The organism is Paenibacillus sp. FSL K6-2859, from assembly GCF_038008265.1.
Classification (GTDB): Bacteria; Bacillota; Bacilli; order Paenibacillales; family Paenibacillaceae; genus Paenibacillus_AQ; species Paenibacillus_AQ nitricinens.
The window spans coordinates 643,716-667,790 of sequence record NZ_JBBOYU010000001.1 but is presented as its reverse complement, the minus strand read 5'-3'; the positions used below and the strand labels follow the sequence as shown (position 1 = coordinate 667,790).

The 24,075-nt window shown below is 45.4% G+C and carries 19 protein-coding genes; 6 read left to right on the top strand and 13 right to left on the bottom strand.

Going from position 1 to position 24,075, the window contains the following annotated elements:
• Positions 1 to 8: 8 nt before the first annotated feature.
• Positions 9 to 1,631, bottom strand: coding sequence for a two-component system sensor histidine kinase NtrB (locus MHB64_RS02965; RefSeq protein ID WP_143812417.1), 1,623 nt, complete (start codon positions 1,629 to 1,631; stop codon positions 9 to 11).
• Between the two features lie 278 nt (positions 1,632 to 1,909).
• Here MHB64_RS02965 and MHB64_RS02960 point away from each other — a divergent pair, with 278 nt between their 5' ends.
• Positions 1,910 to 3,178, top strand: coding sequence for a BaiN/RdsA family NAD(P)/FAD-dependent oxidoreductase (locus MHB64_RS02960; protein WP_341133676.1), 1,269 nt, complete (start codon positions 1,910 to 1,912; stop codon positions 3,176 to 3,178).
• A 67-nt stretch (positions 3,179 to 3,245) separates the two neighbouring features.
• Here the strand turns inward: MHB64_RS02960 and MHB64_RS02955 are convergent, their stop codons facing one another.
• From MHB64_RS02955 to MHB64_RS02945, 3 genes are all read right to left on the bottom strand, one after another.
• The gene (locus MHB64_RS02955) at positions 3,246 to 4,508 is read right to left on the bottom strand and encodes an ABC transporter permease (protein ID WP_094874762.1); all 1,263 of its coding nucleotides are present in this window, start codon (positions 4,506 to 4,508) and stop codon (positions 3,246 to 3,248) included.
• Complete coding sequence (locus MHB64_RS02950; protein ID WP_179281789.1) at positions 4,505 to 5,245, bottom strand: ABC transporter ATP-binding protein; 741 nt, start codon at positions 5,243 to 5,245, stop codon at positions 4,505 to 4,507. Before MHB64_RS02950 ends, MHB64_RS02955 begins: the two co-directional genes overlap by 4 nt.
• A 201-nt stretch (positions 5,246 to 5,446) precedes the next feature.
• Positions 5,447 to 6,790 (bottom strand): MFS transporter, encoded by a 1,344-nt coding sequence (locus MHB64_RS02945; RefSeq protein WP_094874763.1) that lies wholly within the window; start codon positions 6,788 to 6,790, stop codon positions 5,447 to 5,449.
• 344 nt (positions 6,791 to 7,134) lie between these two features.
• Here MHB64_RS02945 and MHB64_RS02940 point away from each other — a divergent pair, with 344 nt between their 5' ends.
• Positions 7,135 to 7,602 carry a MarR family winged helix-turn-helix transcriptional regulator gene (locus MHB64_RS02940; protein ID WP_042123913.1) on the top strand — a complete coding sequence of 156 codons (468 nt, stop codon included), beginning with the start codon at positions 7,135 to 7,137 and terminating at the stop codon, positions 7,600 to 7,602.
• A gap of 114 nt (positions 7,603 to 7,716) precedes the next feature.
• Here MHB64_RS02940 and MHB64_RS02935 read toward each other — a convergent pair whose 3' ends face one another.
• The 3 genes from MHB64_RS02935 to MHB64_RS02925 form a co-directional block, all read right to left on the bottom strand.
• Positions 7,717 to 9,225 (bottom strand): MDR family MFS transporter, encoded by a 1,509-nt coding sequence (locus tag MHB64_RS02935; protein WP_341133675.1) that lies wholly within the window; start codon positions 9,223 to 9,225, stop codon positions 7,717 to 7,719.
• A gap of 24 nt (positions 9,226 to 9,249) precedes the next feature.
• Complete coding sequence (locus tag MHB64_RS02930; protein ID WP_341133674.1) at positions 9,250 to 9,810, bottom strand: GNAT family N-acetyltransferase; 561 nt, start codon at positions 9,808 to 9,810, stop codon at positions 9,250 to 9,252.
• Positions 9,811 to 9,994: 184 nt separating this feature from the next.
• The gene (locus tag MHB64_RS02925; protein WP_094874766.1) at positions 9,995 to 10,276 is read right to left on the bottom strand and encodes a hypothetical protein; all 282 of its coding nucleotides are present in this window, start codon (positions 10,274 to 10,276) and stop codon (positions 9,995 to 9,997) included.
• Positions 10,277 to 10,504: 228 nt separating this feature from the next.
• Between MHB64_RS02925 and MHB64_RS02920 the strand changes: the two genes are divergently transcribed.
• Positions 10,505 to 10,984 carry a GAF domain-containing protein gene (locus tag MHB64_RS02920; RefSeq protein ID WP_094874767.1) on the top strand — a complete coding sequence of 160 codons (480 nt, stop codon included), beginning with the start codon at positions 10,505 to 10,507 and terminating at the stop codon, positions 10,982 to 10,984.
• 199 nt (positions 10,985 to 11,183) lie between these two features.
• Here the strand turns inward: MHB64_RS02920 and MHB64_RS02915 are convergent, their stop codons facing one another.
• The 3 genes from MHB64_RS02915 to MHB64_RS02905 form a co-directional block, all read right to left on the bottom strand.
• On the bottom strand, positions 11,184 to 13,616 hold the full coding sequence (locus tag MHB64_RS02915; protein ID WP_341133673.1) for a glycogen/starch/alpha-glucan phosphorylase: 2,433 nt from the start codon (positions 13,614 to 13,616) through the stop codon (positions 11,184 to 11,186).
• 97 nt (positions 13,617 to 13,713) lie between these two features.
• The gene (gene glgD, locus MHB64_RS02910) at positions 13,714 to 14,817 is read right to left on the bottom strand and encodes a glucose-1-phosphate adenylyltransferase subunit GlgD (RefSeq protein WP_094873599.1); all 1,104 of its coding nucleotides are present in this window, start codon (positions 14,815 to 14,817) and stop codon (positions 13,714 to 13,716) included.
• 122 nt (positions 14,818 to 14,939) lie between these two features.
• Positions 14,940 to 16,103 carry a glucose-1-phosphate adenylyltransferase gene (locus tag MHB64_RS02905; protein WP_094873597.1) on the bottom strand — a complete coding sequence of 388 codons (1,164 nt, stop codon included), beginning with the start codon at positions 16,101 to 16,103 and terminating at the stop codon, positions 14,940 to 14,942.
• Positions 16,104 to 16,566: 463 nt separating this feature from the next.
• On the opposite strand from MHB64_RS02905, the gene MHB64_RS02900 reads away from it, so the two are divergent.
• The 3 genes from MHB64_RS02900 to MHB64_RS02890 all read left to right on the top strand — a co-directional run bounded on the left by MHB64_RS02900 (position 16,567) and on the right by MHB64_RS02890 (position 19,545).
• On the top strand, positions 16,567 to 17,250 hold the full coding sequence (locus MHB64_RS02900) for a response regulator transcription factor (protein ID WP_076116779.1): 684 nt from the start codon (positions 16,567 to 16,569) through the stop codon (positions 17,248 to 17,250).
• Positions 17,247 to 18,830, top strand: a complete 1,584-nt coding sequence (locus tag MHB64_RS02895; protein WP_094873595.1) for a sensor histidine kinase — start codon at positions 17,247 to 17,249, stop codon at positions 18,828 to 18,830. Before MHB64_RS02900 ends, MHB64_RS02895 begins: the two co-directional genes overlap by 4 nt.
• A gap of 148 nt (positions 18,831 to 18,978) precedes the next feature.
• Complete coding sequence (locus MHB64_RS02890) at positions 18,979 to 19,545, top strand: FAD-dependent oxidoreductase (RefSeq protein WP_042184618.1); 567 nt, start codon at positions 18,979 to 18,981, stop codon at positions 19,543 to 19,545.
• 374 nt (positions 19,546 to 19,919) lie between these two features.
• Here the strand turns inward: MHB64_RS02890 and galU are convergent, their stop codons facing one another.
• From galU to MHB64_RS02875, 3 genes are all read right to left on the bottom strand, one after another.
• On the bottom strand, positions 19,920 to 20,831 hold the full coding sequence (gene galU / locus MHB64_RS02885; RefSeq protein ID WP_341133672.1) for a UTP--glucose-1-phosphate uridylyltransferase GalU: 912 nt from the start codon (positions 20,829 to 20,831) through the stop codon (positions 19,920 to 19,922).
• 20 nt (positions 20,832 to 20,851) lie between these two features.
• A complete protein-coding gene (locus tag MHB64_RS02880; RefSeq protein ID WP_094873591.1) occupies positions 20,852 to 21,832 on the bottom strand; it encodes a glycosyltransferase family 2 protein in 981 nt (326 codons plus the stop codon).
• Between the two features lie 78 nt (positions 21,833 to 21,910).
• Positions 21,911 to 24,049, bottom strand: coding sequence for a glycosyltransferase family 39 protein (locus tag MHB64_RS02875; protein ID WP_341133671.1), 2,139 nt, complete (start codon positions 24,047 to 24,049; stop codon positions 21,911 to 21,913).
• Positions 24,050 to 24,075: the final 26 nt, after the last annotated feature.

Genomic DNA, 24,075 nt, shown 5'->3' with positions numbered 1-24,075 from the left:
AACCTGATTCAATCCGCAAGCATGGCTTCGCTATATTCTTCCTTTGCTAAAGGGAAGGAGATGGTAAATACTGTACCCTCCCCTTCTACAGAATCTACAGTTATTTTGCCGTTATGCCGTTCCACAATACTGAGACACAAGGATAACCCTAGACCCGTTCCCTCCCTTTTTGTTGTGAAAAAAGGGGAAAACAACTTCTCTCGTTGACTTTCCGACATACCTATTCCTCTATCCCTTACAATCAGCTCCACTTGATCCTGATTACTGTGTGTTTCCAGTGTCAGAATCCCCTTGGATCCCATAGCCTCCATACCGTTGCGGCCTAAATTAAGGATAAGCTGCTTTATTTCCCGAACGTTTAACTCCAATTCATGGATGGATGCGTTCAGCTTTAACTCAACACTTTGACCACGAAGATTAGCATCCGCCCATAGCAGCGGACTGACTTCTTCTATAACTCGGTGTAAAAGCACCTTCTCCTTATCGGATATCCGGCTCTGCGCCAGCGATAGGAAATCGTTAATAATGCTATTCGCCCGATCCAGTTCCTCGAGCACGATCTGATAATAAGAATCCAAATCATCCGAACTCTTTTCTCTCATCAGCTGCAAGAATCCACGAACTACCGCCATAGGATTACGAATCTCATGGGTAATTCCGGCAGCCATCTGCCCTACTAAGCTCAAACGTTCCACATGGTCAAGCTCAGAACGGAGTTTCACTTCATCCGTAATATCCTGTGCAATGAGTACCACTCCACTCGTTAATCCTGAGTTCTTATGCATTAGTGGTGCTGAATAAATTTGATAGATCCGCGTTCCATGAATCATTCGCTCATGGGAACGCCGTTTATGCTGAATGTTATCCCGTACCCGCATATATGCATCAGCATCCGCTGAACCATTAAAAAACTCCCTAACCGGCTTGCCAATAATATCTTCCCTTCTCAAATTGGGATAATGAATTCGTGCCATTCCCAACATACAATCATTAAGGTCGGTCACAACTCCGTGATCATCCAGAGACATAATACTGAGAGGTACTACATTTGTAATCTGCTGCAGCTTCTCAGACTCCCACTGGAAATTATCACTTATACTTTCCATATGTACTTTAGCCCGCCAACTACTCCAGACCATTTCAACAAAATAAACAAAAATACCACCTAGCGCGATCGTAAAAAAAAGATACACAGTAATCAAAAACGACTCGCCAGAATGGGCTTCATATATATTTTCCCCACCTATAATAGGTACAAGTGCAATGAACAACATGTTCGGACAAAGAACCATCCATAACATTCCTATCTTCTCTACCACTGTGCCTTTCTTAAAAGGCTTAGCCAGCCCAAATAGCAACGGATATAATAATATTCCTGAATTTAATATCATATTACTTATTCCGGTTGGCTCTGCAATGATTATATTGCAGACAAGCAAACAGATGGACAGCAGAATCCCTGAACGTACAGTTCCATATAAAATACCGATATAAGCAGGGATCATTCCTAAATTCAAATAAGCAATACCGAATAAAGTCGTCGAAAGAAGTGAGCATAGAATAAGGCTTAACGTACACGCCAAAACCAAAAAAGTTTGATTATCCGGGAAACTACCTTTTTTTCGAGCCACAAGCCCCCGGTCCACCCACCACTGAATCAGAAAAAGAAAGGAGCATGCTGCCGATATTTGCAATAATATATCCTTAATTGCGCCAATAATTACAATCACACCCCAAAATGGACAAATTGCCCTACATGTCTAGATTAAAGCACAGGATCACTCTTCTGACAACGAATTATCACTAAGTGGATGGACAAGACTGGTTACATGAGAGTCAGAATGGTATGATTCCGTTAGGAAAACACGAAGTAACACCCGTGTCTTAACATGTAAAGGAGTAAAATTTCATGAGCAACTTCGATGTGATCGTCATAGGTGGCGGCCCTTCGGGATTAATGGCAAGTGTAGCCGCAGCAGAACACGGGGCATCCGTACTACTGATCGATAAGGGAGCTAAGCTAGGACGAAAGCTCGGGATATCTGGTGGCGGACGCTGCAATGTAACGAACGTCAAGGAGAGAGATGAGTTAATCTCCTATATCCCGGGAAACGGGCGGTTTTTGTATAGCGCCTTCGACCATTTTAATAATCAAGATATCATTGCCTTTTTTGAAGGCTTAGGTATTGCATTAAAAGAAGAAGACAACGGACGGATGTTTCCCGTCTCCGATAAAGCCTCCAGCGTTGTCTCCGCCTTAATCAACAAAGTACGGAATCTAGGTGTGCAGATTATGACAGATAGTCCTGTCTCACATGTAATATATGAAGAAGGGGCTGTTAAGGGTGTTCAGCTGGGTCCCGGCAAAACGATTTCCAGTGCTGCCGTAATCATCGCCACCGGAGGAAAGTCCGTTCCTCAGACTGGCTCTACAGGAGATGGGTACCCATGGGCTGAAGCCGCAGGCCACACCATTACTGAGCTATTTCCGACAGAGGTACCGATTATTTCACGGGAAGAGTGGATTAAATCCGGTGAGCTGCAAGGATTGTCGCTACGCGATGTGGCACTAACTGTCTGGAATCAAAAAGGAAAGAAGGTCATTTCTCATCGCGGAGATATGATATTCACCCATTTTGGATTATCCGGGCCAATTGCACTGCGCTGCAGCCAATTTCTGAGACAGGTCCAGCGTAAATCAGGGACTGACACTGTTGAGATGTCCATCGATCTCTTCCCTGATCTGAACTTGCAAGAAGTGGAATCATTGCTGCAAGACAAGCTGGACCAGGAGCCGAAGAAAGCGATCCGCAATTCACTAAAGGGGCTGCTGCCAGAACGTCTCATTCCCCTCTTGTTAGCTAAAGCTGACCTGGATGGAGATATTACGGGGCATCATGTATCCAAGAATGGATTGCTTGCGCTAGCAGGCATCTTGAAAAGGATGCCCGTTAATGTTCATGGTACCCGTTCCCTATCCGAAGCCTTTGTTACAGGCGGCGGCGTAAATCTGAAAGAGATCGATCCCAAAAGAATGGAATCGAAGCTTATGCAAGGGTTATTCTTCTGTGGAGAGGTACTCGATATCCATGGCTACACTGGTGGCTACAATATAACAGCCGCATTCTCTACTGGGTATACAGCAGGCAAACATGCTGCTGACCTTCGCCTTAGCTAATGCGGTGCAATTAAAAACAGCGTGAATTGAGAAGCTTCTCAATTCACGCTGTTTTTAGTTCTATCTATCAATCTTTGCCCAGCCGGAACGTACCAAATATTCTGCTGATAAAGAGTCCAACCATGTATCCAACCGGAATGAACAAGATGAGCCCCCACCATCCATATAAAGAGAGACAGATCAGTGCGGAGGAAATCATGGTAAAGGGAAGCAATAGGATAGGGACCGCATGCATACCTGCTTCAGCTTTTTGTTCTTTCGTAAACGGAAGGATCCCAATGTAATCATCACCAACAAACAACGACCAGAAAGAGAACAGCCAAAACGTCATAAGCGATGTTAAGACTACAAATCCCAGCCATTTGAACCCCGATGGAATGATAAGGATCGCTACAGCGGACACGGCTGTAAAAGCAAAGTAAAGCTTCAAATGGGCCGGATTTCGCACAAGTGCCTTAATCGCTGCCGCAGAGAACCGGCTCTCGGCAGTCTTTGATTTAAGCAAAGGCTGTGACTTCCGGAAAATCCACGGCTTATGGCGAGTCGGACGAGGTTTATCCAGAACATTGCGAAGCAGTATGGCTGCTATCTTCATTCGCTGCTTGTAGTCTTCGCGCACGTCGTTCATAAATGTCCCACGCATCACTAAGCGACAACGGAAGGCGATTATTGCAACGACTGTAAATACAACCGCACTGAGACAAATGAAGAGCGGACGATCACTCCAAAGGCTAGCTACTCTGAAATAGATAGCGTTCGGGACGGAGATCGCCAGAAACAGCCACAACCAGCGCCGCCAACCATGCTTTTGTACTTTTACAAGATGTCCAAGTAACTTAACACACCAGCTGCACGCCAAGGTCAGAGCGAACAGCGCCCACACCTCCGATGACGTCATCTCAAATCCCCGAATCAGAAAAGGCAATAACAGTGCAAAAGCCACAACGAACTTCAGCGATGTTACAATCAGGCTGTAAAGTAATCCTCGAAATACGATCGTATTTATCCAGCGCTGCCTTTGTCTAAGAAATAATAGATCGCCTTCCTGCAACAATAGCACCAAGCCCCCATTGCAGATCAGAAGTACTAATAATGAAAGAATGAGCATAAACGGCAAATTTTCGCTCCAAGCCGGTAGCCCCTCATTCCAGAATCCATAATACAACCGCCCGCCCAGAAAACCTCCGGGAATAAGAATATATAAGAGCACGGTCCAATCAGCCGCCGTACGGATAATAGCGGATTGCTCACGCCAATGAGAGAATAGCCGCCGTCTGAATAATTGTTTGGCATTAGAAAAAGCAAATGCCCGCTTGCCCTGCTTACTCATGTCAGTTCGTCGAAGCAATCAAACAACGACGCCTCCGGCAGCCCAGCATAATCGCGTATATCTTCGAGTGTTCCCGAGGCGGCAACCTTTCCCCCGGAGATCAGTACGAAATCATCGCATATTTTCTCTGCAGTATCCAGTACATGTGTGGACATTAATACACCAGCTCCACGCTTCCGCTCCGCTTCCAGCAGCCGCAGGAAATCTTTCGTAGCCCGAGGATCTAAACCAATAAATGGCTCGTCCACAATATACACATCCGGCTGTACCAAAAAGCCAAGCATTAGCATCATTTTTTGTTTCATGCCCTTAGAGAATCCAGCTGGAAGATCATTGCGCACATGGCCCATACCAAACTGCTTCAACAGTCTTTCTGCAGTTTCTTCGAACTGTTCGTACTTCAGTCCATAGGCAGCGGCCGCTAAATCCAAGTGCTCCCACAATGTCAAATCCTCATAAAACACAGGTTGCTCCGGTACATAAGCGTATGATTTATTAACTCCACTAAAAGACACCTTAGCCTTGGTATTCTTCAACAAACCAAGCAGGGTCTTAATGGTTGTACTTTTCCCAGCACCATTAGGTCCGATCAATCCGAGCAGTTGCCCTCGCTTCACTTGAAAAGAAATATCGAATATGCAAGGATCTCCCGCTTCATAGCCAGCTTCATCGATCTCAACATCGAGCACAATGTCGTCGTAGCTATCGGTATCCATCATTGTATCTACCTTCTCCATACTCTCCATCTCCTAAAACTTCTAATAGGTACTATTATAAATTGCATTCTCTATTACGTATATGAATGATATTCAAATGATCAACAGAGGCAATCGCAACTTATCTAATCGTACTATATATTTTTCCTGAAAATAATCAAGCTGCTTTTTTCACAATAATAACTTAAGCCCTGTGCAATAGCGAATAAAAGAAACCTCCCATCAAAGGGAGGTCTGTCCTACAAATTCCATGTTATTCGTCGCAGCTATTCCTTCCTGCTTCTTGATCGCCGCCTCATCCCTGCGTTCGATTTTACCACGCAGCATTAACAACCCTAGTCCTAACAATCCTGTAAGCAAACCAGATAGAATAAAGGCAGATACCGGCCCCGATGCTGTCACTAAGGCTCCACCGGCTACAGGTCCTAGAATAACAGCTGCGCTTGTAAGACTGCCAATGGTTCCAAATACACGACCTGTGTATTCCGCAGGTGTCCGTTGCTGGAGCATTGAATTGAAGGGGATAAACGCTAATCCTGCACCCACACCAGCAAACATGAAGGACCCAAACAAAGCAATGTTCATCCAGATTCCCGCTTGGCCATGAGCAGTTACGATTCCTGCACCCGAGAAGACAACGCCCATGATTACAGCCCCTAATCCCATAAAAATAAGCGGATGCTTACCACTGCCTAATCGGCTTACAAGCAGCGCAGATAGTAAGGTTCCAAAGCCACTGGCTGCTACACACCACCCCAGGAGATCTCCGTTCACACCTGGAATCTCCCGGAATAACGTTACAATCTGAGAGTCTCCGATCTGTAGCATTAGCAGCACCAGTACCAACATAACAATGCCACACAGCACTACAGGCATTCCTGCAATCACTTGCAGACCTGCCGACATTTCTTGGCGGAAGGATTTACGTACCTCCGTATCCCCCCCGCTTGTTTCCGTATCTTTCTTCTTAATTGCAGCTGTACGCGGTAATCCAAGCAAAATGATCGCCGATAAAACGAATGTAGCAGAATCGATCATATAACAAACAGATATGCCGAAGGCTGCAACTAGCAATCCACCAAGCGCTGGACCCACAATTTTAGTTATCTGCTCTATAGATGAGCTAAGCGCCATTGCTTTATCCATCTGAGCCACAGGCACAAGTTCCTTAATCTTTCCGCTTTTGGCCGGAGAGAACAGCACATCCATACATCCCTTAGCCAGCAGCAGCACATAAACCTGCCACAGCGAGCCTGCAAATACCAAGCAAATAACTACCGCTGCACGGGCTATATCTGAACCAATCATTAGTGCCTTGCGGTTGAAACGGTCACTTAAATAGCCGGCAAACGGACCTCCTAACAGCAGAGGCACAGCCATACATAAAGATAGGGCCGTAATCTCCCATGGCGTAGCATTCCATTTGAATCCTACCATCGTCAATAGTGCCAATATATGCAACCAGTCTCCTATGTTCGATACAAGCTGTGCAGCGATAAGCAACATAAATGGCTTATTCGCGGTTAGCTTACTTTCTTTTAAAGCATGAATATGATGTTCCTCCATCCTTCCTTCACTCCCCATTACTATTTCTCGATAAAATAATAGTAAAATATTGGAGAATGAGATTCATCCGTCTCGGGTCGTAAATGGCACTTGAACCGTGGAATGAAATTAATATCCTTTCAGAGACTGAGGTGAAAAACATTCAATTTCAACATATTCAAAAAATTGTTTGATTTTTAATAATTAAAAGTTGCTCATTGTGACAAATCACATGTTCTTCATCCGATCTTTCACGTATTCTATTGTTATCTCAAAGTTCGTTGCACAGGTAAACCGTGCACTAATAGATATGATTACAGAACGTGCGACGAGTTCACATGATTAACGATAAAGGGTGGAGAAGCATGATACAATCTTATGAACGTGATACACAATTAACACTACATTTGTACCGGGTATTTGCCAAATCCTTTAAAAGCATTAATGAGCATGCTGTTACTGGTAGCAAAATTGAAGGTTTTAATCCTACTGCCTTTGCCGTCATGGAAGTGTTGTACTATAAGGGACCACAGCCCATTCAACAAATTGGCGCCAAACTGCTGCTACAAAGCGGCAACGTGACTTACGTAATCGACAAGCTTGAAGAACGCGGCTATTTGCAGCGCAAGCCTTGTCCAAGTGATCGTCGTGTGATTTTCGCGGAGTTGACCGCGGAAGGCGAACGTCTCATGAATGAGATGTATCCGAAATACTCAGAGCGTCTTCATCTTGCTTTCAGCGGACTAAATGATGAAGAGAAGGAACAAATGATCACTCTGCTCAAGAAGATGGGCCTGCAAGCTGAGAAGCTTTCCCCTCTTCCCCGTAAGTAGAGCTAGAGGCTAGGCTGCTTTTTACTTCATATGTGTTAGACAAGCTGTTATCGCACGAAGAAGCCCGACCGGTAAATACCCGGTCGGGCTTCTTTATATGATTTAGAGATTGAGTTATGCCTTTTTCAAAGAAGAAGTAGCATCCTCTACCGAAGGTACACCCTTGCGCAAACCCCAAGATATAATTAGTGATAAGACAGCGAATACTGCCATCACGATGAATAGTGAATGAAGTCCTCCTTCAAGTGCACCACGCAAACTGTTGGATACTTCACCAGACAGGTTAGTTCCTGTATGCGAGCCGAGCAGCTTATTAATATCTTCACCTGTTACGTTTGAATCCGGTTGTTTTCGCAACAGTTGATCAATATTCAAGTTCAGCCAAGAACCAAATATAGCTACCCCAATGGTCTGACCCAGTGAACGGGTAAATGCATTAAGCGCTGTGGACGCACCACGTTGATCGTACGCAACCGAAGATTGAGCGATAATCGTGAAGACCGTAGAAGAGTATCCGAAGCCCACTCCACAGACCAGCATTAAGCCTAAGAGTATTAGCTGCGAAGATTCTCCAGTCAAGAAGACCAGTCCAATTGCTCCGGCAGCAATCATCATCAACCCAAGCATTGCCGTCCGGCGAGAACCCGCGCGCAGAATCATCCGTCCACCTGCTATTGACCCAAGCATCCAACCTACAGACATTGGTGCAAGCAGCAAACCTGAGATTGCAGCGCTTTTTCCAGATACGCCTTGCACCCATAAGGGGATATACGTAGAAAGTCCAATAATTAAGGTACTTACCAGCAGGTTAGCACCCGTTGATACCGCGATGTTACGGTTTGAGAATAAGTTCAGTGGAAGCATAGGCTCTGATGCACGGCGCTCCACAAACAGAAATAGAATTAACAGGATAACCGCTGCACCCAGTGTTGCCAGTAGTAATGGAGAAGTCCATGCCAGATTCTGTCCTCCAGTGGACAGTCCAAAGAGTAAAGCCCCCATGCCTGCTGCGAACAGAAGAACGCCTGCCACATCGATCTGTGTCTTCCGACGCACCTTCTCTTCCTTCAGGTAGCGCGCAATAAATACCATTGCCAACACACCAAATGGAAGATTGAATACAAATACCCAGCGCCAGCTTAAGTAATCTACCACATAGCCACCAAGCAGTGGCCCTACCAAAGAGGAAATCCCCCATACAGAGCTTAGCAGCCCTTGTGTCTTTGCTCTTTCTTCAATGCTGTAAATATCACCGATAATAGTAAAGGTCATTGGAATAAGTGCACCCGCACCGATCCCCTGTATCGCGCGAAACAGGATCAGCTGTTCCATACTTTGAGATATGCCGCATAATAATGAGCCTAGTAAAAAAACAGCCGCTCCCCACATGAATACAGGTTTGCGTCCGAACAGATCACTGATTTTGCCAAAAATAGGTGTAGTAATAGCCATTGCCAGTAAATATGAAGTAAATATCCAGCTCAGCCACTGCATTCCCTGAAAGTCGCCTACAATCGCCGGCCCGGCTGGTCCTGTTACAGTCCCCTCAATGGCCGCCAGAAACGTGGCCAGCAGTACCCCTGTTAATATTAGTTTACGTTCTAAATCCCCTGTTGACTTCAATGTTCCAAACCCTCTCTTTATGTATTAAGTGGATTGCCACTCCTCGCGCAGTAAAGCATAGAGAGCAGTATCCTGAAAGCCGGAAGCGATCTGCCTGTATTGACGCAGTAAGCCTTCTTTCTGAAATCCAAGCGTATGAACCAGCCTCTCCGCACGGATATTATCTGGATGACAGAACGCTTCAATCCGATTCAAGCCCATAATATTGAAACCAAAATCGAGTACAAGACCAAGTGCTTCTTTCATATATCCAAGCCCCCAAAAGGCAGGCGACAGATCACAGCCTATTTCACCACGGTAAGCCCCCTGAAGCTGCCAATGGTTATACCCACAGCTACCTATGACTTCCTCCCCAGGTCCAATAATACTCCAACGTAAGCTCTCCTCTTCCTGAGCCATCTGTGATAGAAGGTCTATAAGCTGCTTCGTCTCTTCTATAGAGGATAATGCCGGTGCACCCAGCCAGAGAGTAACTTCCGGATCAGACCAAACCTGAAATAACGCTGACGCATGCTCTGTAGTCATAGCAAATAATTTTAATCTTCTACCGATCAGTGTAGGTGTCACTCCATTGCATAGATACAATTCTCCGCTCCCCCTTCAACTTATCAATTATACATCATTCAAGAGTATATCCTTAAGCTAAAAGTTCTAATTTTTTTAACATAGAAAAGAACAAATTGTATCCTCTCACGTAAAAAGCGCCTGCATCAGAAGGTTAATTCTCCCTTGATACAGACGCTTTTATGAAACTTTGAGTTAAATGATTTCATTCTGCTCCCTGAATAACTTCACTACACAGCACCTGAAGTTTGGCTCGAATATCCTTGAACTCTTCAATACCCGTGCCAGTAATACTGTACCCTTCACTATGTGCAGTCAGAAAGTTGTCCAGCGTCAGCTTTTCCAATTCCTGTTTCACTTCGCGTTCTCCTACACGATATCCCATGTCTTCCAGTCCGAGCAGCATCTCCGAGATCGTCACATCTTTATCATGGGCACAATAAAGCATGTGGATTCCTATGAACAAGTTCTGTACATCAGCGCGCATATTCCACTCCTTCTGGCAACAAAGCCTTCGGTATTTACTCTTGCATTACCCTATGACAGTTCATTGGAAACATCACCACAAGGGTTCAGCGCTACAGAGGGAGTTTGATACATTCCAAAATATTACAAATTAATGTTGTGTCTTGACGTACCCCTCATAGCTGTACTATGTTGTTAGTTACAGTTAATGGTTTCATATTGAATTTAAAGTACAGGAAGGTGATGCTTCATGTTTCAAGCTATGCCCTATGATGGAACGCGCAGCGAGCAGTTTGAAGCCGTTCTAATCCAACTCGAAGCATTGATGAAGGACGAACCAAGTGCTACAGCCAATCTGGCTAATGCTTCGGCACTACTTAAACACGCTCTACCGGATACGAATTGGGCCGGTTTTTATTTATTTGACGGCAAGGAGCTAGTACTTGGACCTTTTCAAGGCCTCCCTGCATGCATTCGAATTCCGCTATCTCGCGGGGTGTGCGGAACGGCAGCCGCAGAGCGACGCACACTTGTAGTAGGAGATGTGCATGCATTCCCAGGTCATATTGCCTGTGATGCAGCTTCTAACAGCGAGATTGTTGTTCCTTTACTAAAGGATGACCGCCTGCTTGGCGTGCTTGATATCGACAGTCCGCTTAAGGATCGCTTTGATGACGAGGAACGCCGGTTTCTGGAGCGGTTCGCAGCTTTAGTATCGGAAGCTATCTAAAAATCCTCTCACAAATATATACTTTCTGATAGGTCAAGCATAAACGCCTTCGTCGTCCTCATAAGGACGGTAAGCGTTTAAGCGAGAAATATAAGACATAAAGTATGGTGTGAAACTTATACTTTATGTCTTATATTTTAAAAAAGGCTGTCTTATTTGTAGGGGTTACCTACTTATAAGACAGCCTTTTATGTTGATCCTACAGTCGAACTGGACTAATGTTCCAAATCTCAGCTGCATAGCGACTAATTGTGTTATCGCTGGAGAATTTACCGGAATGACCAATATTAATAATGGACTTCTTCAGCCATTCCTGCCGATTGCGGTATGCCCGATCAATTTCGACGTGCGTCTCAACGTAACTGGCGAAATCCTTCAGGACAAAAAACTCATCGTTATTATCCAGAAGAGAGTGGAAGATACTCTCAAACTCCGCAGCGTGACAACATATAGGTCCTGGTTTGATTAACTGATCCAGCACTTCCTTCACACGACTATCCCCGTTGTAAATATCACGCGCATGATAACCGCCATGCTGGTAGTAATCCATGACCTGCTCCGCGCGAAGTCCGAACAGGAACATATTGTTGTCTCCCACCATTTCATGCATTTCCACATTTGCGCCATCCATCGTCCCTACCGTCAATGCACCGTTCATCATAAACTTCATATTCCCGGTACCGGATGCTTCTTTGCTGGCTGTAGAAATCTGCTCACTGATGTCCGCTGCAGGAATGATCTTTTCTGCTAGGGATACCGAATAATTTTCAAGGAAAAAGATACGAATCTTCCCTTTAACATCCGGATCTTTATTGACTACCTCCGCAACTGTATTAATCAGTTTGATAATCCGCTTCGCCAGATGATAACTTGGCGCTGCCTTTGCTCCGAATATAAACGTGCGTGGAACCATATCCATCGAAGGATTATCTTTGATTTGATTGTACAAATGCAGAATATGCAAAATATTAAGCAACTGGCGCTTGTAGGCATGCAGACGTTTCACCTGTACATCAAAGATAGAGTCTGGATCGACATGTACAGAATGCTTGCTGTAGATGTACTCTGCAAGACGAAGCTTATTCTGGCGCTTAATACTTGCTACTTGTTCCTGGAAGGAAGCATCCTCACAATATTTAATCAAGCCAATCATTTCTTGAGGATGGCTCACCCAACGGGTCCCTATCGATTGATTGATCAAATTAGCCAGGTCCGGATTGGCATGCAGTAACCATCGCCGATGGGTAATTCCGTTCGTCTTATTATTAAACCGGTGTGGATACATTTCATTAAAAAGCCGCATCTCGCGCTTCATTAATATTTCTGTATGCAACGCCGCGACTCCATTGACACTATGGCTCGCTACAATCGCCAGATGAGCCATCCGAACCTGATCATCATGAATAATCGCCATCTGCGCAATTCGATCCTGATCCCCCGGATAACGACTCATAAGCTCGCCACAGAAGCGCGCATTGATCTCTTCAATGATAAGAAAAATACGTGGCAGTAGCTCCCTAACCATTTGAATAGGCCATTTCTCAAGCGCTTCGCTCAGAATAGTGTGATTAGTATAAGAGACCATACGCGTCGTGATACTCCATGCCTCATCCCATCCTAAACCATGTACATCCATCAAAATCCTCATCAATTCAGGAATCACCAACGTTGGATGTGTATCATTAATATGAAGAGCAACCTTGTCAGGCAGCGATTCTATAGGAATCCCAAGCTTGGCATAGGTACGCAGAATACTTTGCAGCCCCGCACTACAGAGAAAATACTGCTGCTTCAGGCGAAGCAGCTTGCCTTCGTATTGAGAGTCATCTGGGTACAGAAACTCCGAAATGGATTCTACCGAACGCTTATACTCCAGAAACTTATGATAATCCGTCCCGGCAAAAGAACCAAAGGTTCTAGAGGGCTGGGTAATGGATTCTGCACTCCAGTTCCGCAGTGTATTCACATGCCGGCGATCTGCACCAATGATAGGGACATCATAAGGCACTGCACGAACAGCCTCATATTGCGTATGCTCAAATACGAGCCGTCCGTTCTCTTCGCGGGTCTCAATAGTCCCCCAGAACCTAACTTCAACCTGCTTGTCTTCGCGGCGCACTTCCCAAACATTATCATTCTGCAGCCAATAATCAGGAAGCTCCACTTGATACCCATCAACGATCTTCTGCTCGAACAGGCCATATTTATACCGTATACCACAGCCATGTCCCGCATATTGCAGGGAAGCGAGTGAGTCCAGGAAGCAGGCAGCCAAACGACCGAGACCTCCATTCCCTAACCCAGCGTCCGACTCCTCCTCCTCTATATCCTGCAAGCAAAAGCCAAGGTCCGCTAAACCTTCTCGCACTACTTCCAGTACACCCATATTCAGCAGATTGTTCCCTAAAAGCCTACCGATCAAGAATTCCATTGAAAAATAATAAACCTGCTTATCTTTATCGAGCTTATATTTCTGGTTCGTTTCCGCCCAATTTTTTCCGGCGTTCTCACGAATCATGTTGCCCAGTATTTTATAGACATCGGCATTCGAGGCTTCCTCAAGCGGTTTACCTAATTTACCAATGAGGGTCTCACGGAATACCTGTTTGAAAGATTCTTTATCGTTAAACAACAGTAGGTCCTCCTGACAAATGCTTTTATTAGAAGTGCAGCAGACTGTGCCATTAGATCAGACAGGTTAATACTGCTTTGTGCATCTAATCCAGTCGTTAGATCTTGCTGCTCTTGGCGATGACGAATGGACGTTTGCTATCTCCAACAAGAATTCGATTCTTACTCAAATGTACGTCTTTATCCATAATTACATTCTCAATGACCGCATTTTCTTCGATGACGCACTTTTGCATAATTACTGAGTTGATGATCTTCGCTCCCTTACGCACCTGGACCCCACGAAAGATCACGCTATTCTCTACCGTTCCAGCTATAATGCAGCCATTCGCCACCAACGAATTACTGACATTAGCACTTTCCAAGTACCTTGTTGGAGCCTCATATTTAATCTTCGTCTGTACCGGGCTTTCTTTGAACAAACTGAAGTAATTCTCCTGCTGGAGCAGTTCCAAACTGTTCTTATAATAACTCTCTAATGAATTAATTACGGCATGATAGCCATGATATTCGTATGCGGCGATATTAAATTTATGTCGGTTCTTCTGAATCACATCACGGAAAAAATAACTCTCTCCATGCGCAATGCAATGCTCCACCTGCTCCAAGAACAGTTTTTTCTCCATAATGAAGATATCCAGATATAAATTAGGATGGTCTTTCTCATGATGGATATTAGTTACCTTATTCTCTTCGTCTACTTCAATACGCTGGCATAGATCATGTTCTGGCTGCAGTTCTTCAATCTTTTTATACACTACTGTAACGTCGGCACCCTTCTCCAGATGGTAACTGTACAAATCCTGAAGATCAATTGTATTGATATGCTGGCTGCCGGAAAACACGATATATTTAGCAGATCCCCGTTTAAAAAGATCCAGATTGTTATGATAATGCTGTAAGTCCCCGAGAGAAGTATCCGTAGGATCGTTCCAGTCTGGAGGCAAAATGAATAATCCTCCATGCTTGCGGTTCATATCCCAAGATTTTCCGTCACCCAAATGGTCCATTAGAGAACGGTATTTACGGCGGACGAACAGGCCAACGCTCTCCAGGTCTGCACGCATCATATTAGAAAGCACGAAATCAATCAACCGATAACGACTGGCAAAAGGTACGGCTGCACCACAGCGGAAATAAGTGAGTTCATTTAGTTTGTCAAGTTCATGATCCAGATTAATTACACCCATGAGTTGCTTCATCGGAATCCACCGTCCTCTTATAATTTATAAGAAAGTATAAGTTTCACGATATACTTTATCCTTATAAATCTCGCATAAACGCTTACCGTCCCTAGAAGGACGCCAAAGGCGTTTTAGCTTGATTATATGGTTTTGGCTACAGCTGATTTACGTTTTTTGCTTTTGTTGTCGATCAGCAGAATTTCATTCTCATTCTCCCGTTCGATGCCTATTTCCATATAATCGTCGATTACCGTATTCTCACTAATAATCGCTTTATGAATACGTACATTTTTGCCAATCTTGACCTTAGGCATAATCACGGAGTCCGTAATTACACTTCCCTCACCCACTTCTACACCATAAAAGAGAACCGAGTGATTCACTTCTCCGTGCACAATGCAGCCCTCATTAATAATGCAGCCTGACACTTTCGCCCCAGGGGCGACATATTGGGCAGGTTGATTCGGATTACGTGTAAAAATGCGCCAGCTAGGATCATTTAGATTAAGTGGCGGGGTATCGCTCAGCAAATCCATATTCGCTTCCCATAAGCTAGTTACTGTACCTACATCTCTCCAGTATCCTTCAAAAGGGTAAGCAAATAAGGAGTTTCCGTCCTCCAGCATTAAAGGAATGATATCCTTGCCGAAATCGTGGGAGGATCCTACATTCTCTCCATCCTCCAGTAGATGCTTGCGGAGAACCTCCCATTTGAAGATATACACCCCCATAGAAGCTAATGTACTTTTTGGCTGAGCGGGCTTTTCCTCAAATTCGTAAATTTTTAGATCTTCCTCGGTATTCAAAATTCCAAATCGGCTTGCTTCCTCCAGCGGAACGTCAATGACAGAAATTGTGCAATCGGCGTTTCTTTCCTTGTGGTATTGAAGCATAGCGTGATAATCCATTTTATAAATGTGATCTCCGGATAGAATAAGAACATGCTCTGGATCAAACTGATCCACAAACTTAAGATTCCGATAAATCGCATCTGCTGTTCCCCGGTACCAACTGCTTCCATTCTCACGTTCATGCGGTGGCAACACGAATACCCCGCCGTTCTTACGGTTCAAATCCCAATCGCTGCCTACTCCGATGTAAGAATGCAGTATGAGTGGCTCATATTGAGTCAGCACACCCACTGTATCAATACCTGAATTGGAGCAGTTACTTAAAGGGAAGTCGATGATCCGATAGGTCCCTCCAAAATAAACAGCGGGCTTGGCAAGCGATTTGGTTAAACCTTTCAATCTTTTGCCTTGGCCTCCAGCCAATAGCATGGCTACCATTTCCTTTTTCTTCATGGAAAAGCCTCCCTTGACTTATGGGTAATATGAAGTTCAGCAAGCACAGGTTGAATGAACAGAAGTTCCAAAAAGAAGTGAATGAACAAGAAATACACTTGAAAGAAATGAGCCTTGATAGGAAGATGGACAAAGATGAGAAAAACGTGGAAGGAAATATAACACGGTCGAATAATCTTCCCTAAAATGGGTAACTTTCACCAAAATCAGGAGATTATCCTTATTGTAAAGTGTTCTATATCCGCCGTCAAAACCCTTTATCACATTTTCGAAAATCCGGATTTTTTAACCTTGTTTGTTATTAAACACATTAATATTACTTATAACTAAATTAACCCCTTTGAAACATCATGAAATAAGAAAAGACTCCTTTACACGTAAAGCAAAGGGACGGATCTTCAGCAAACTTTCAACCGGATATGTCATAATGTAGCTATCTATCACTGATTTGGAGGTACCTATGATGAAAGCAGCTCAAGGCGTTCGACTACTGCTAGTAGATGATGAGCCTCATATACTACAATTTCTGGAGCTGGGTCTCCTTAACGAAGGATTTGAAGTTAGAACCGCACCCGATGGGATCACAGCCATCTCGGTAGCTGCTGAGTTCAAGCCACATGTAGCCATCCTAGATGTCATGATGCCTGGCATGGATGGATTCGAGTTATGTCATTACCTTCGCTCAGAAGAGACGGAACTAGCCGTTATTATGCTAACTGCAAAGGATGAAGTGGACGATCGAGTCAAGGGTCTCACTATTGGCGCTGACGATTATATGGTCAAGCCCTTCAGCTTCGACGAATTGCTTGCCCGAATTCAAGCGCGGCTACGCAATCAGTTTCCAGGTCTGCTCGGCGAGGTGCGCTGCGGTCCATTCCGAATTGATAGCCGTAGAAAAGAAATTCGCTTCAAGGAAGAAGTCCTTGAACTCTCCCCCACGGAATACGAGTTATTACAGTATCTCGTTATTAATCACGGCCTTGTACTAAGTAAACCCATGATTCTTGATAAAGTGTGGGGCTATGATTTTGGTGGTGAGGAAAATATCGTTGAGGTCTATATCCGTTCACTTCGCGAGAAGCTAGGGGATAAGGAGCACCGTATTATCCGTACCCTGCGGGGAGCAGGCTACCGGGTAGATCTATGAGTAAGCGCATCTTTAAATGGTTTCGTAAGCTGCCTGCACCACGTTCTCTGCGTAAGCAGTTGCTAGCCATTTCGCTGCTCATTCTATCAGGATTGCTGCTGCTAATCGGAGTATTACAATATATACTCATGCGGGATTTCATATATAGCAATAGAGCAGAGTCTATGGAAGCGCAAATACGTTCTGTTCCCCGTGAAATGTTTTTCAACTTTTTCAATTCCTATGACGAGGACACCACAACTCCAAATGAGGGAAACACCGAGTTTAATGGCAATTTGCCGGGGGAAAGAAACGGCGAGAATAAAATTCCAAATGGTCAAAGAACCGGTGAAAATAGGCGTCCACTCCTGCTGGATGCCCATACAACACTCGCTATTTATAGCGCGGATGGCACCTTCCGAGACTTACAGCAAATGACTTTATCTGATTCAGCCGCGCCTAGATTAACGAATGAACAATACAATAATCTGCTCACTCATATCACGGATAGAGCAACAGGAAACTATAAGCTCGTAGAGGCCGATGACGGCACTGAACATCTGGCTATATTTGTGAATCTCTATAGACCTGGAAATACTCGATTGCTACTCCAAATGAGTGTGAATACCGGACCTCTTACGGATGTAATCTTACAGCAATTGATGATATACGCAGGCTTGTCAGTGATTGCTTTATTGGCTGGCTTCTTCCTATACTTGCCTGCCCTTCGAAAGACGCTGGTCCCTCTGTCAAATATGGGAGAGTCCGCCGAGATCATTGATGCCGGTAATCTGGATATCCGATTTCCAATGAACCAAGGCCAGACTGAGATCGACAAGCTGGCTCATTCATTCAATGGTATGCTCGAGCGTCTCGAAATATCCTTTCATAATGAACGGGAAGCCAAGGAACAAATGCGCCGCTTCGCTGCCGACGCTTCTCACGAGCTGCGAACACCGCTGACCTCGATCCATGGCTTTCTAGAGGTCTTACTGCGAGGCGCTGCGGATAATAAAGAACAGTTATACAATTCATTGCGAAGCATGCATGGCGAATCGAAACGGATTAATAAGCTGGTGGAGGATTTACTGCTGCTCGCTCGGATGGACGGCGCCCCTCAACTGCGGATGACGAATCTACTGCTCGGTGAGGTCATATCCGAAATGAAGCCGCATCTGCTCTTGTTAGCGGATCAGCGCAAGGTTACTTTTGATATCTCGTATGGCATCCAGGGTAAATATGAACCCAATAAAATCAAACAGGTGATTCTGAATCTGTTCCACAATGCGGTTCAGCATACGGATGCAGAATCTGGCACCATTCATCTCTCTTTATATGCTAGGGGAAATGAGGCCATTCTAACGGTGCAAGACAACGGCTGCGGGATTTCTCCAGAGCATATCCCACATATCTTCGATCGCTTCTACCGCAGCGATTCCTCTCGTACACGAAAATATGGTGGATCTGGACTCGGCCTTTCTATTACCAAGTCTATCGTAGAGGCACATCAGGGCAAGATTATTGTAAGCAGCACCCTCGGTGAGGGAACAACGTTCAGAGTTACCCTTCCTTGCGAGGAAGGATTAGCCAAGAGAGAGTAATAGTCGTTATAATAGATGATAGGCTTAAGCCCATGCTTACGAAGTAGTTTTACTACGTTGTCCATTCTAAGGAGCGTCGCTCCGCAAAACTTAAGCCTATGCTTTCGAAGCGAGTTTTGCTCCACAAAACTTTTAGGAGGTCAAAAAAATGTACGAAATCGCCGTAATTGGAGCCGGTCCTGCCGGTGCAAGCGCAGCCCTGTTCGCCGCCAAGGCGGGCAAAAAAACGCTGCTGATCGACAATGATAAAGGCATGACCCGTAGAGGATGGTTTGAAAATTTTTATGGAATTTCCGAAGTAGGCGGTCCTGATCTCGTAGAAACCGGACATAAGCAAGCCGTCAAATTTGGCGCTGAGCTGGTAGCAGAACAAGCGATTAACCTCACTTCCAGCGGCAATGGATTCGTCATTGAAACTGAAGACGGAATCATTTATGAAGCCAAACATGTTATTCTAGCAACAGGCGCCCTTACCGATCTAGCCGCCAAAGCAGGTGTGGAAACTAAGGATGGTACAGAACCAAGAATCAAAACAGTAGTCGCTGTTAATCCAGAAGGTAAAACAAATATTGAAGGCATTTGGGCTGCAGGTACCGTTGCCGGAGTAAGTGTACATGCCATTATTACGGCAGGCGATGGCGCGAAGGTAGCCATTAATGTGATTAGCGAGCTAAATGGCGCGCGTTATGTTGATCATGATGTGCTAAAGGCTTAATCAATGACTGAAAATATAGATCCGGAGACGATTCTTAGGAATCTGTCCTCCGGATTTTTTATATCGCAAAAAATAACTGTACTTGGTGCAGTTATTTCATACCTTAGCCCCTCTATGACTCTTTTAAGTGCAGTTTATGCAACAAAAAACAGATGGAAAGAGTATTTCCATTGGATTATGAAGAAATAAGTGTATCAAGTGCAACTAGGTCGATATATAGTAGTCTGATGCGCTTTTTAATTGCATAAAGTGCGCTTATTTGTTCATCCCCAACTGCCCTGTAAACGCCCCACGCGCAAAAAAACTGCCCCAAACATCATCCCACCGCCGCCGAAGACGATGTTAGGATCGTTTGTTACAGTCTCCTTCAATCACTAGCGTGTACCCCAAGGTAACGCCCCCACTTCTTCACTTTCCTTCAGACTAGCAGCCAGCTTTTGCAAATACGGAACCAGTAATGGACGCAACTCCTCCCGGTTCAATCCGACCTCCAGCGTAGCCTGAATGTAGCCGAATTTATCACCAATATCATAACGTCTGCCGATCAAATCCAGCGCTAGCAGACCTTCAGTACGGCATACCTCATGCAATGCATCAGTCAGTTGATATTCACCACCTGCTCCCCGTTCAAGGTTAGCCAGCACTGAAAATATCGAAGACTCCAAAATGTAACGTCCCATAATCGCATGCTCTGAAGGTGCCGTATCCGGTGAGGGCTTCTCCACCAAACCTTTAACTTCATGGACGCCTTGTAGTGAACCGCTAGATGAAATAATTCCGTATTTATGAACCTCCTGCCGTGGTACCTGCTGAACACCGACGATGGTCTTCTCTTCTTGTTCATACAATTGCATCATTTGCAGTAGCGCCGGGTCCTCCGAGACCATGATATCGTCACCGAGCAGAACAGCGAACGGCTCATCGCCAACGAACTGTTCCGCACAAAGGATGGCGTGACCTAGTCCTAGCGGCTCTTTTTGCCGAATGTAATGAATGCTGGCCAGTTCGCTAATCGCTTGGACTTCACGAAGCAGCTCCTCTTTTCCTTTTTCCAAAAGCATCTGTTCCAATTCCACTGATTTATCGAAATGATCTTCAATCGATTTCTTGTTACGCCCCGTCACGATAATGATACTTTCAATGCCGGATCGAACAGCTTCTTCTACGATATATTGAATCGCCGGCTTATCCACAATGGGCAGCATTTCCTTGGGCTGAGCCTTAGTTGCAGGCAGGAAACGAGTGCCTAAACCCGCGGCGGGAATAACCGCTTTTCTAATCTTCACAACGAATCCCTCCCTTGTATTTATCGATTGTGTAGAGCTTGCTGCTCACGAGCATCCTGCTGCTTCTTGCCTTCATAGAACTCCTGAACAATATAGAGCGGACGTCCCTTGGTCTCATCATAAATCCGACCGACATACTCACCCAGAATCCCTAACATAATGAGCACAAAACCATTAAAGGTCAGTGTGATTCCGATCATCGATGCCCAGCCTTTAACGACTGAATCCGTAAAAATCACCAGATATAGCACATACATCAGATATAGAAAACCAGAGGCCGACAGCAACGCGCCAAGGTATCCTGCCAGCTTCAGCGGCTTATAAGAGAAGGAAGTAATTCCATCCAGAGAGAGCTTAATCATCCGTTTCAGCGGATATTTTGTTTCTCCCGCCAGACGTTCATCGCGTTCATATTCAATGGCTTTTTGCCGAAAACCGACCCAGCTGACCAGACCGCGTACGAATCGATTTTTCTCCGGCAGGCGTTTGAGCTCCTCACAGACTTTACGATCGATGAGGCGAAAATCCCCCGTATCGACAGGTATTGAAATATCGGTTGAATAACGTAGCACTCTATAAAAGAGGCTGGCCGTCCACTTTTTGAATAAGGATTCTCCGTTGCGCTTTATCCTTTTGGCATATACAACTTCATACCCCTGCTTCCATTCCGCAATCATGTCCAGAATCAGTTCCGGCGGATCTTGTAAATCGGCATCAATAATGACAACTGCATCCCCTAGGGCGTAATCCATTCCGGCAGTAATAGCGATCTGATGTCCAAAGTTACGAGACAAGTCGATCAGCTTCACACTCTCATCCCAGTAGCTATATTCCTCAATCATCTGGGCGCAATTATCTGTGCTGCCGTCATTCACAAAGATCAGCTCATACACTTCATTAGTTAAGCCCATTACTTTTTTGATACGTCGATACGTCTCTTGAATGACCGCCTCTTCGTTAAACATCGGTATAATAATGGAATAGCGCACGTGGGTACTCATGAGCAGCTCCTCCTTAAATTTGAATAATGAAGCGTGCCTGATCTATCTCATAACACGCTTCATATGCTTAACATTCGCCTAGTTTACAGTGACCTTGTATAATGTACCGCTGTTTCCTCCATCGCTTCCTGCCCAATCGGCTGCTGGAACTTCTGTACCATTCTCTGTGATCCAAGTCGTCAACTCGGAGCTTCCCCCGCGTCCACCACCCATACCACCGCTATTGATCAGGAAGTACTTCACCTTTCCGCTCTCTACGAACGCCTTTAGGGTATCTGGGGTATACACGGTGTCTGAGTTAGAAAATCCGTTCAAAATAACAACCGAGGCACCCTTATCAACGATATATGGAGCTGCTGTGCCATAATCCAATGTAGCAAAAAGATAAGGCTCCCCAGTATTGTTCTCCTCCAGATAGGACAACAGACTCTCATTCGCACTTGCGGCGCTATTACGTCCAAAATTGCTTGGACTGCCGCCCATTCCCCCTCTACCCTCACTACTGCTCGGGCCTGCCTCAGGGGTTTGACTGTTTAAACCATAAGTTATGGGAGTAGCTGCCCAGTAAAGCGGCCCAACTAACAATACTAATACAGCTGCAATACCTGTCGCTGTCGTATAAATAAAGGATTTTTTAAAGCCTTTAAGAACTACCAGGACCAGCGAAACCACTATGCCTGCAGCTAAAATCCCAATGGACCAGCCACTGCCAATCGTATCGTTATAAGGATGAACAATGTACCACTGGAACCCTGCTGTAACCAGCGTTGCGGCAGGCAATAGCCAAGACAGCCAACCAGAGTGCTCCCGATATAGCGTCCACAGCTTCGACCATCCTGCACCGACTAATGCTGCAACTGGTGGAGCCATCATCACCAGATAATATTGATGGAAGAATCCTGCGATACTGAAGAATCCCATAACGGGCACCAGCCACGCTAACCAGAAGAGAGCCTCTTTATGAGCTTGGGTAAAGTTCTTTCTCCGCAGATTGGCGAATAATCCAATGATGCCTAGCAATACGAAAGGCAGCATCCAGCTAGCTTGACCTGACAGCTCCGATTGGAACAGGCGCAGTGGACCTGCTGTTCCTGTATTGAACATTCCGCCTCCGCTTCCACCGCCGTTCATGCCGCCGCGATTTCCTCGCCCGCCGTCCTCGCCACCAAATTGCCGACCTTGACTGTCTGTTCCACTAGGAGGCTGACCTGGTGCACCTCCATCATCGTCACCAGTCTGGGTATTCGAGGTCGAATTTGTGCCTTGCCGGCCCGAAAATGCTGCACGTCCGCCATCAGCGCCACTATTACTGCCTGACCCGTTCATGTTGGGCATCTCGCCATTCATAGCTGGCATTTCACCATTCATGTTCGGCATCTCGCCGCCATTCATTCCTGGCATTCCACCGCCACCACCACCTGCCCCGCGATCCCCCGTTAATCGGGCCACGCCATTATACCCAAAAGCAAGATTCAGCACTGAATTGGTACCACTGCTGCCGATATAAGGCCGTTTGCTGGCGGGAATCGAATCCACGATCACTGCCCAGGATAAGGAGACTACAAGCAAAATTGCTGTGGAGGCGGCCAATACTCCCGTCTTCCGCTTCCAGTTCACTTTGGCAGCTAAGACATAAAACAAATAAAAAGCCGGTAGAACCATGTACGCCTGTAGCATCTTCTCGTTAAAACCAACACCGATTAACGCAAATGCGGTAAGAAGGCTGCCCATCTTGTTGCTCTTCGTCCCTTTAAATAGAAACCATGTCGCGAGCAGAAGGGTGAATACAAGCAGTGCATCAATATTGTTCGTCCGGCTGACTGCCGCTGCTACCGGAGTAGTCGCCATGACTAGAGCTGCTATACGTGCTGCCGCTCTGCCAAAGGTAGGCTTCACCAGCAGGTATACAAGTAACACGGAGCCCACGCCGCCAAGTGCCTGTGGCAAAATCACACTCCAACCGTGCAGCCCGAAGATAAGCGCGCTAAGTGTCTGAATCCAAAAGGTAACTGGTGGTTTATCTACCGTTACTGAACCCGCGGAGTCCAGTGAAGCGAAGAAGAAATTATGAAAGCTCTGCAGCATACTTCCCACCGCGGTGGTGTAGTATGTATTCACATAGTGGTCATTCCAAACACCATACCCGTACAAAAAAGCGGCAAGTAATAAAATGAGCCACAATATAAGATCCGAGCTTATTTTTTTGACCCTGCTCATCTCCATCCACTCCTATCCTTTGATCA

What these genes read in the sequence shown, in the direction of transcription:
- MHB64_RS02960 (WP_341133676.1), top strand. Translation starts at nt 1,910, where the DNA reads ATGAGCAACTTCGATGTGATCGTCATAGGTGGCGGCCCTTCGGGATTA.
- MHB64_RS02955 (WP_094874762.1), bottom strand. Translation starts at nt 4,508, where the DNA reads ATGAGTAAGCAGGGCAAGCGGGCATTTGCTTTTTCTAATGCCAAACAA.
- MHB64_RS02950 (WP_179281789.1), bottom strand. Translation starts at nt 5,245, where the DNA reads ATGGAGAAGGTAGATACAATGATGGATACCGATAGCTACGACGACATT.
- MHB64_RS02945 (WP_094874763.1), bottom strand. Translation starts at nt 6,790, where the DNA reads ATGGAGGAACATCATATTCATGCTTTAAAAGAAAGTAAGCTAACCGCG.
- MHB64_RS02940 (WP_042123913.1), top strand. Translation starts at nt 7,135, where the DNA reads ATGATACAATCTTATGAACGTGATACACAATTAACACTACATTTGTAC.
- MHB64_RS02925 (WP_094874766.1), bottom strand. Translation starts at nt 10,276, where the DNA reads ATGCGCGCTGATGTACAGAACTTGTTCATAGGAATCCACATGCTTTAT.
- MHB64_RS02920 (WP_094874767.1), top strand. Translation starts at nt 10,505, where the DNA reads ATGTTTCAAGCTATGCCCTATGATGGAACGCGCAGCGAGCAGTTTGAA.
- glgD (WP_094873599.1), bottom strand. Translation starts at nt 14,817, where the DNA reads ATGAAGCAACTCATGGGTGTAATTAATCTGGATCATGAACTTGACAAA.
- MHB64_RS02905 (WP_094873597.1), bottom strand. Translation starts at nt 16,103, where the DNA reads ATGAAGAAAAAGGAAATGGTAGCCATGCTATTGGCTGGAGGCCAAGGC.
- MHB64_RS02900 (WP_076116779.1), top strand. Translation starts at nt 16,567, where the DNA reads ATGAAAGCAGCTCAAGGCGTTCGACTACTGCTAGTAGATGATGAGCCT.
- MHB64_RS02895 (WP_094873595.1), top strand. Translation starts at nt 17,247, where the DNA reads ATGAGTAAGCGCATCTTTAAATGGTTTCGTAAGCTGCCTGCACCACGT.
- MHB64_RS02890 (WP_042184618.1), top strand. Translation starts at nt 18,979, where the DNA reads ATGTACGAAATCGCCGTAATTGGAGCCGGTCCTGCCGGTGCAAGCGCA.
- MHB64_RS02880 (WP_094873591.1), bottom strand. Translation starts at nt 21,832, where the DNA reads ATGAGTACCCACGTGCGCTATTCCATTATTATACCGATGTTTAACGAA.
- MHB64_RS02875 (WP_341133671.1), bottom strand. Translation starts at nt 24,049, where the DNA reads ATGAGCAGGGTCAAAAAAATAAGCTCGGATCTTATATTGTGGCTCATT.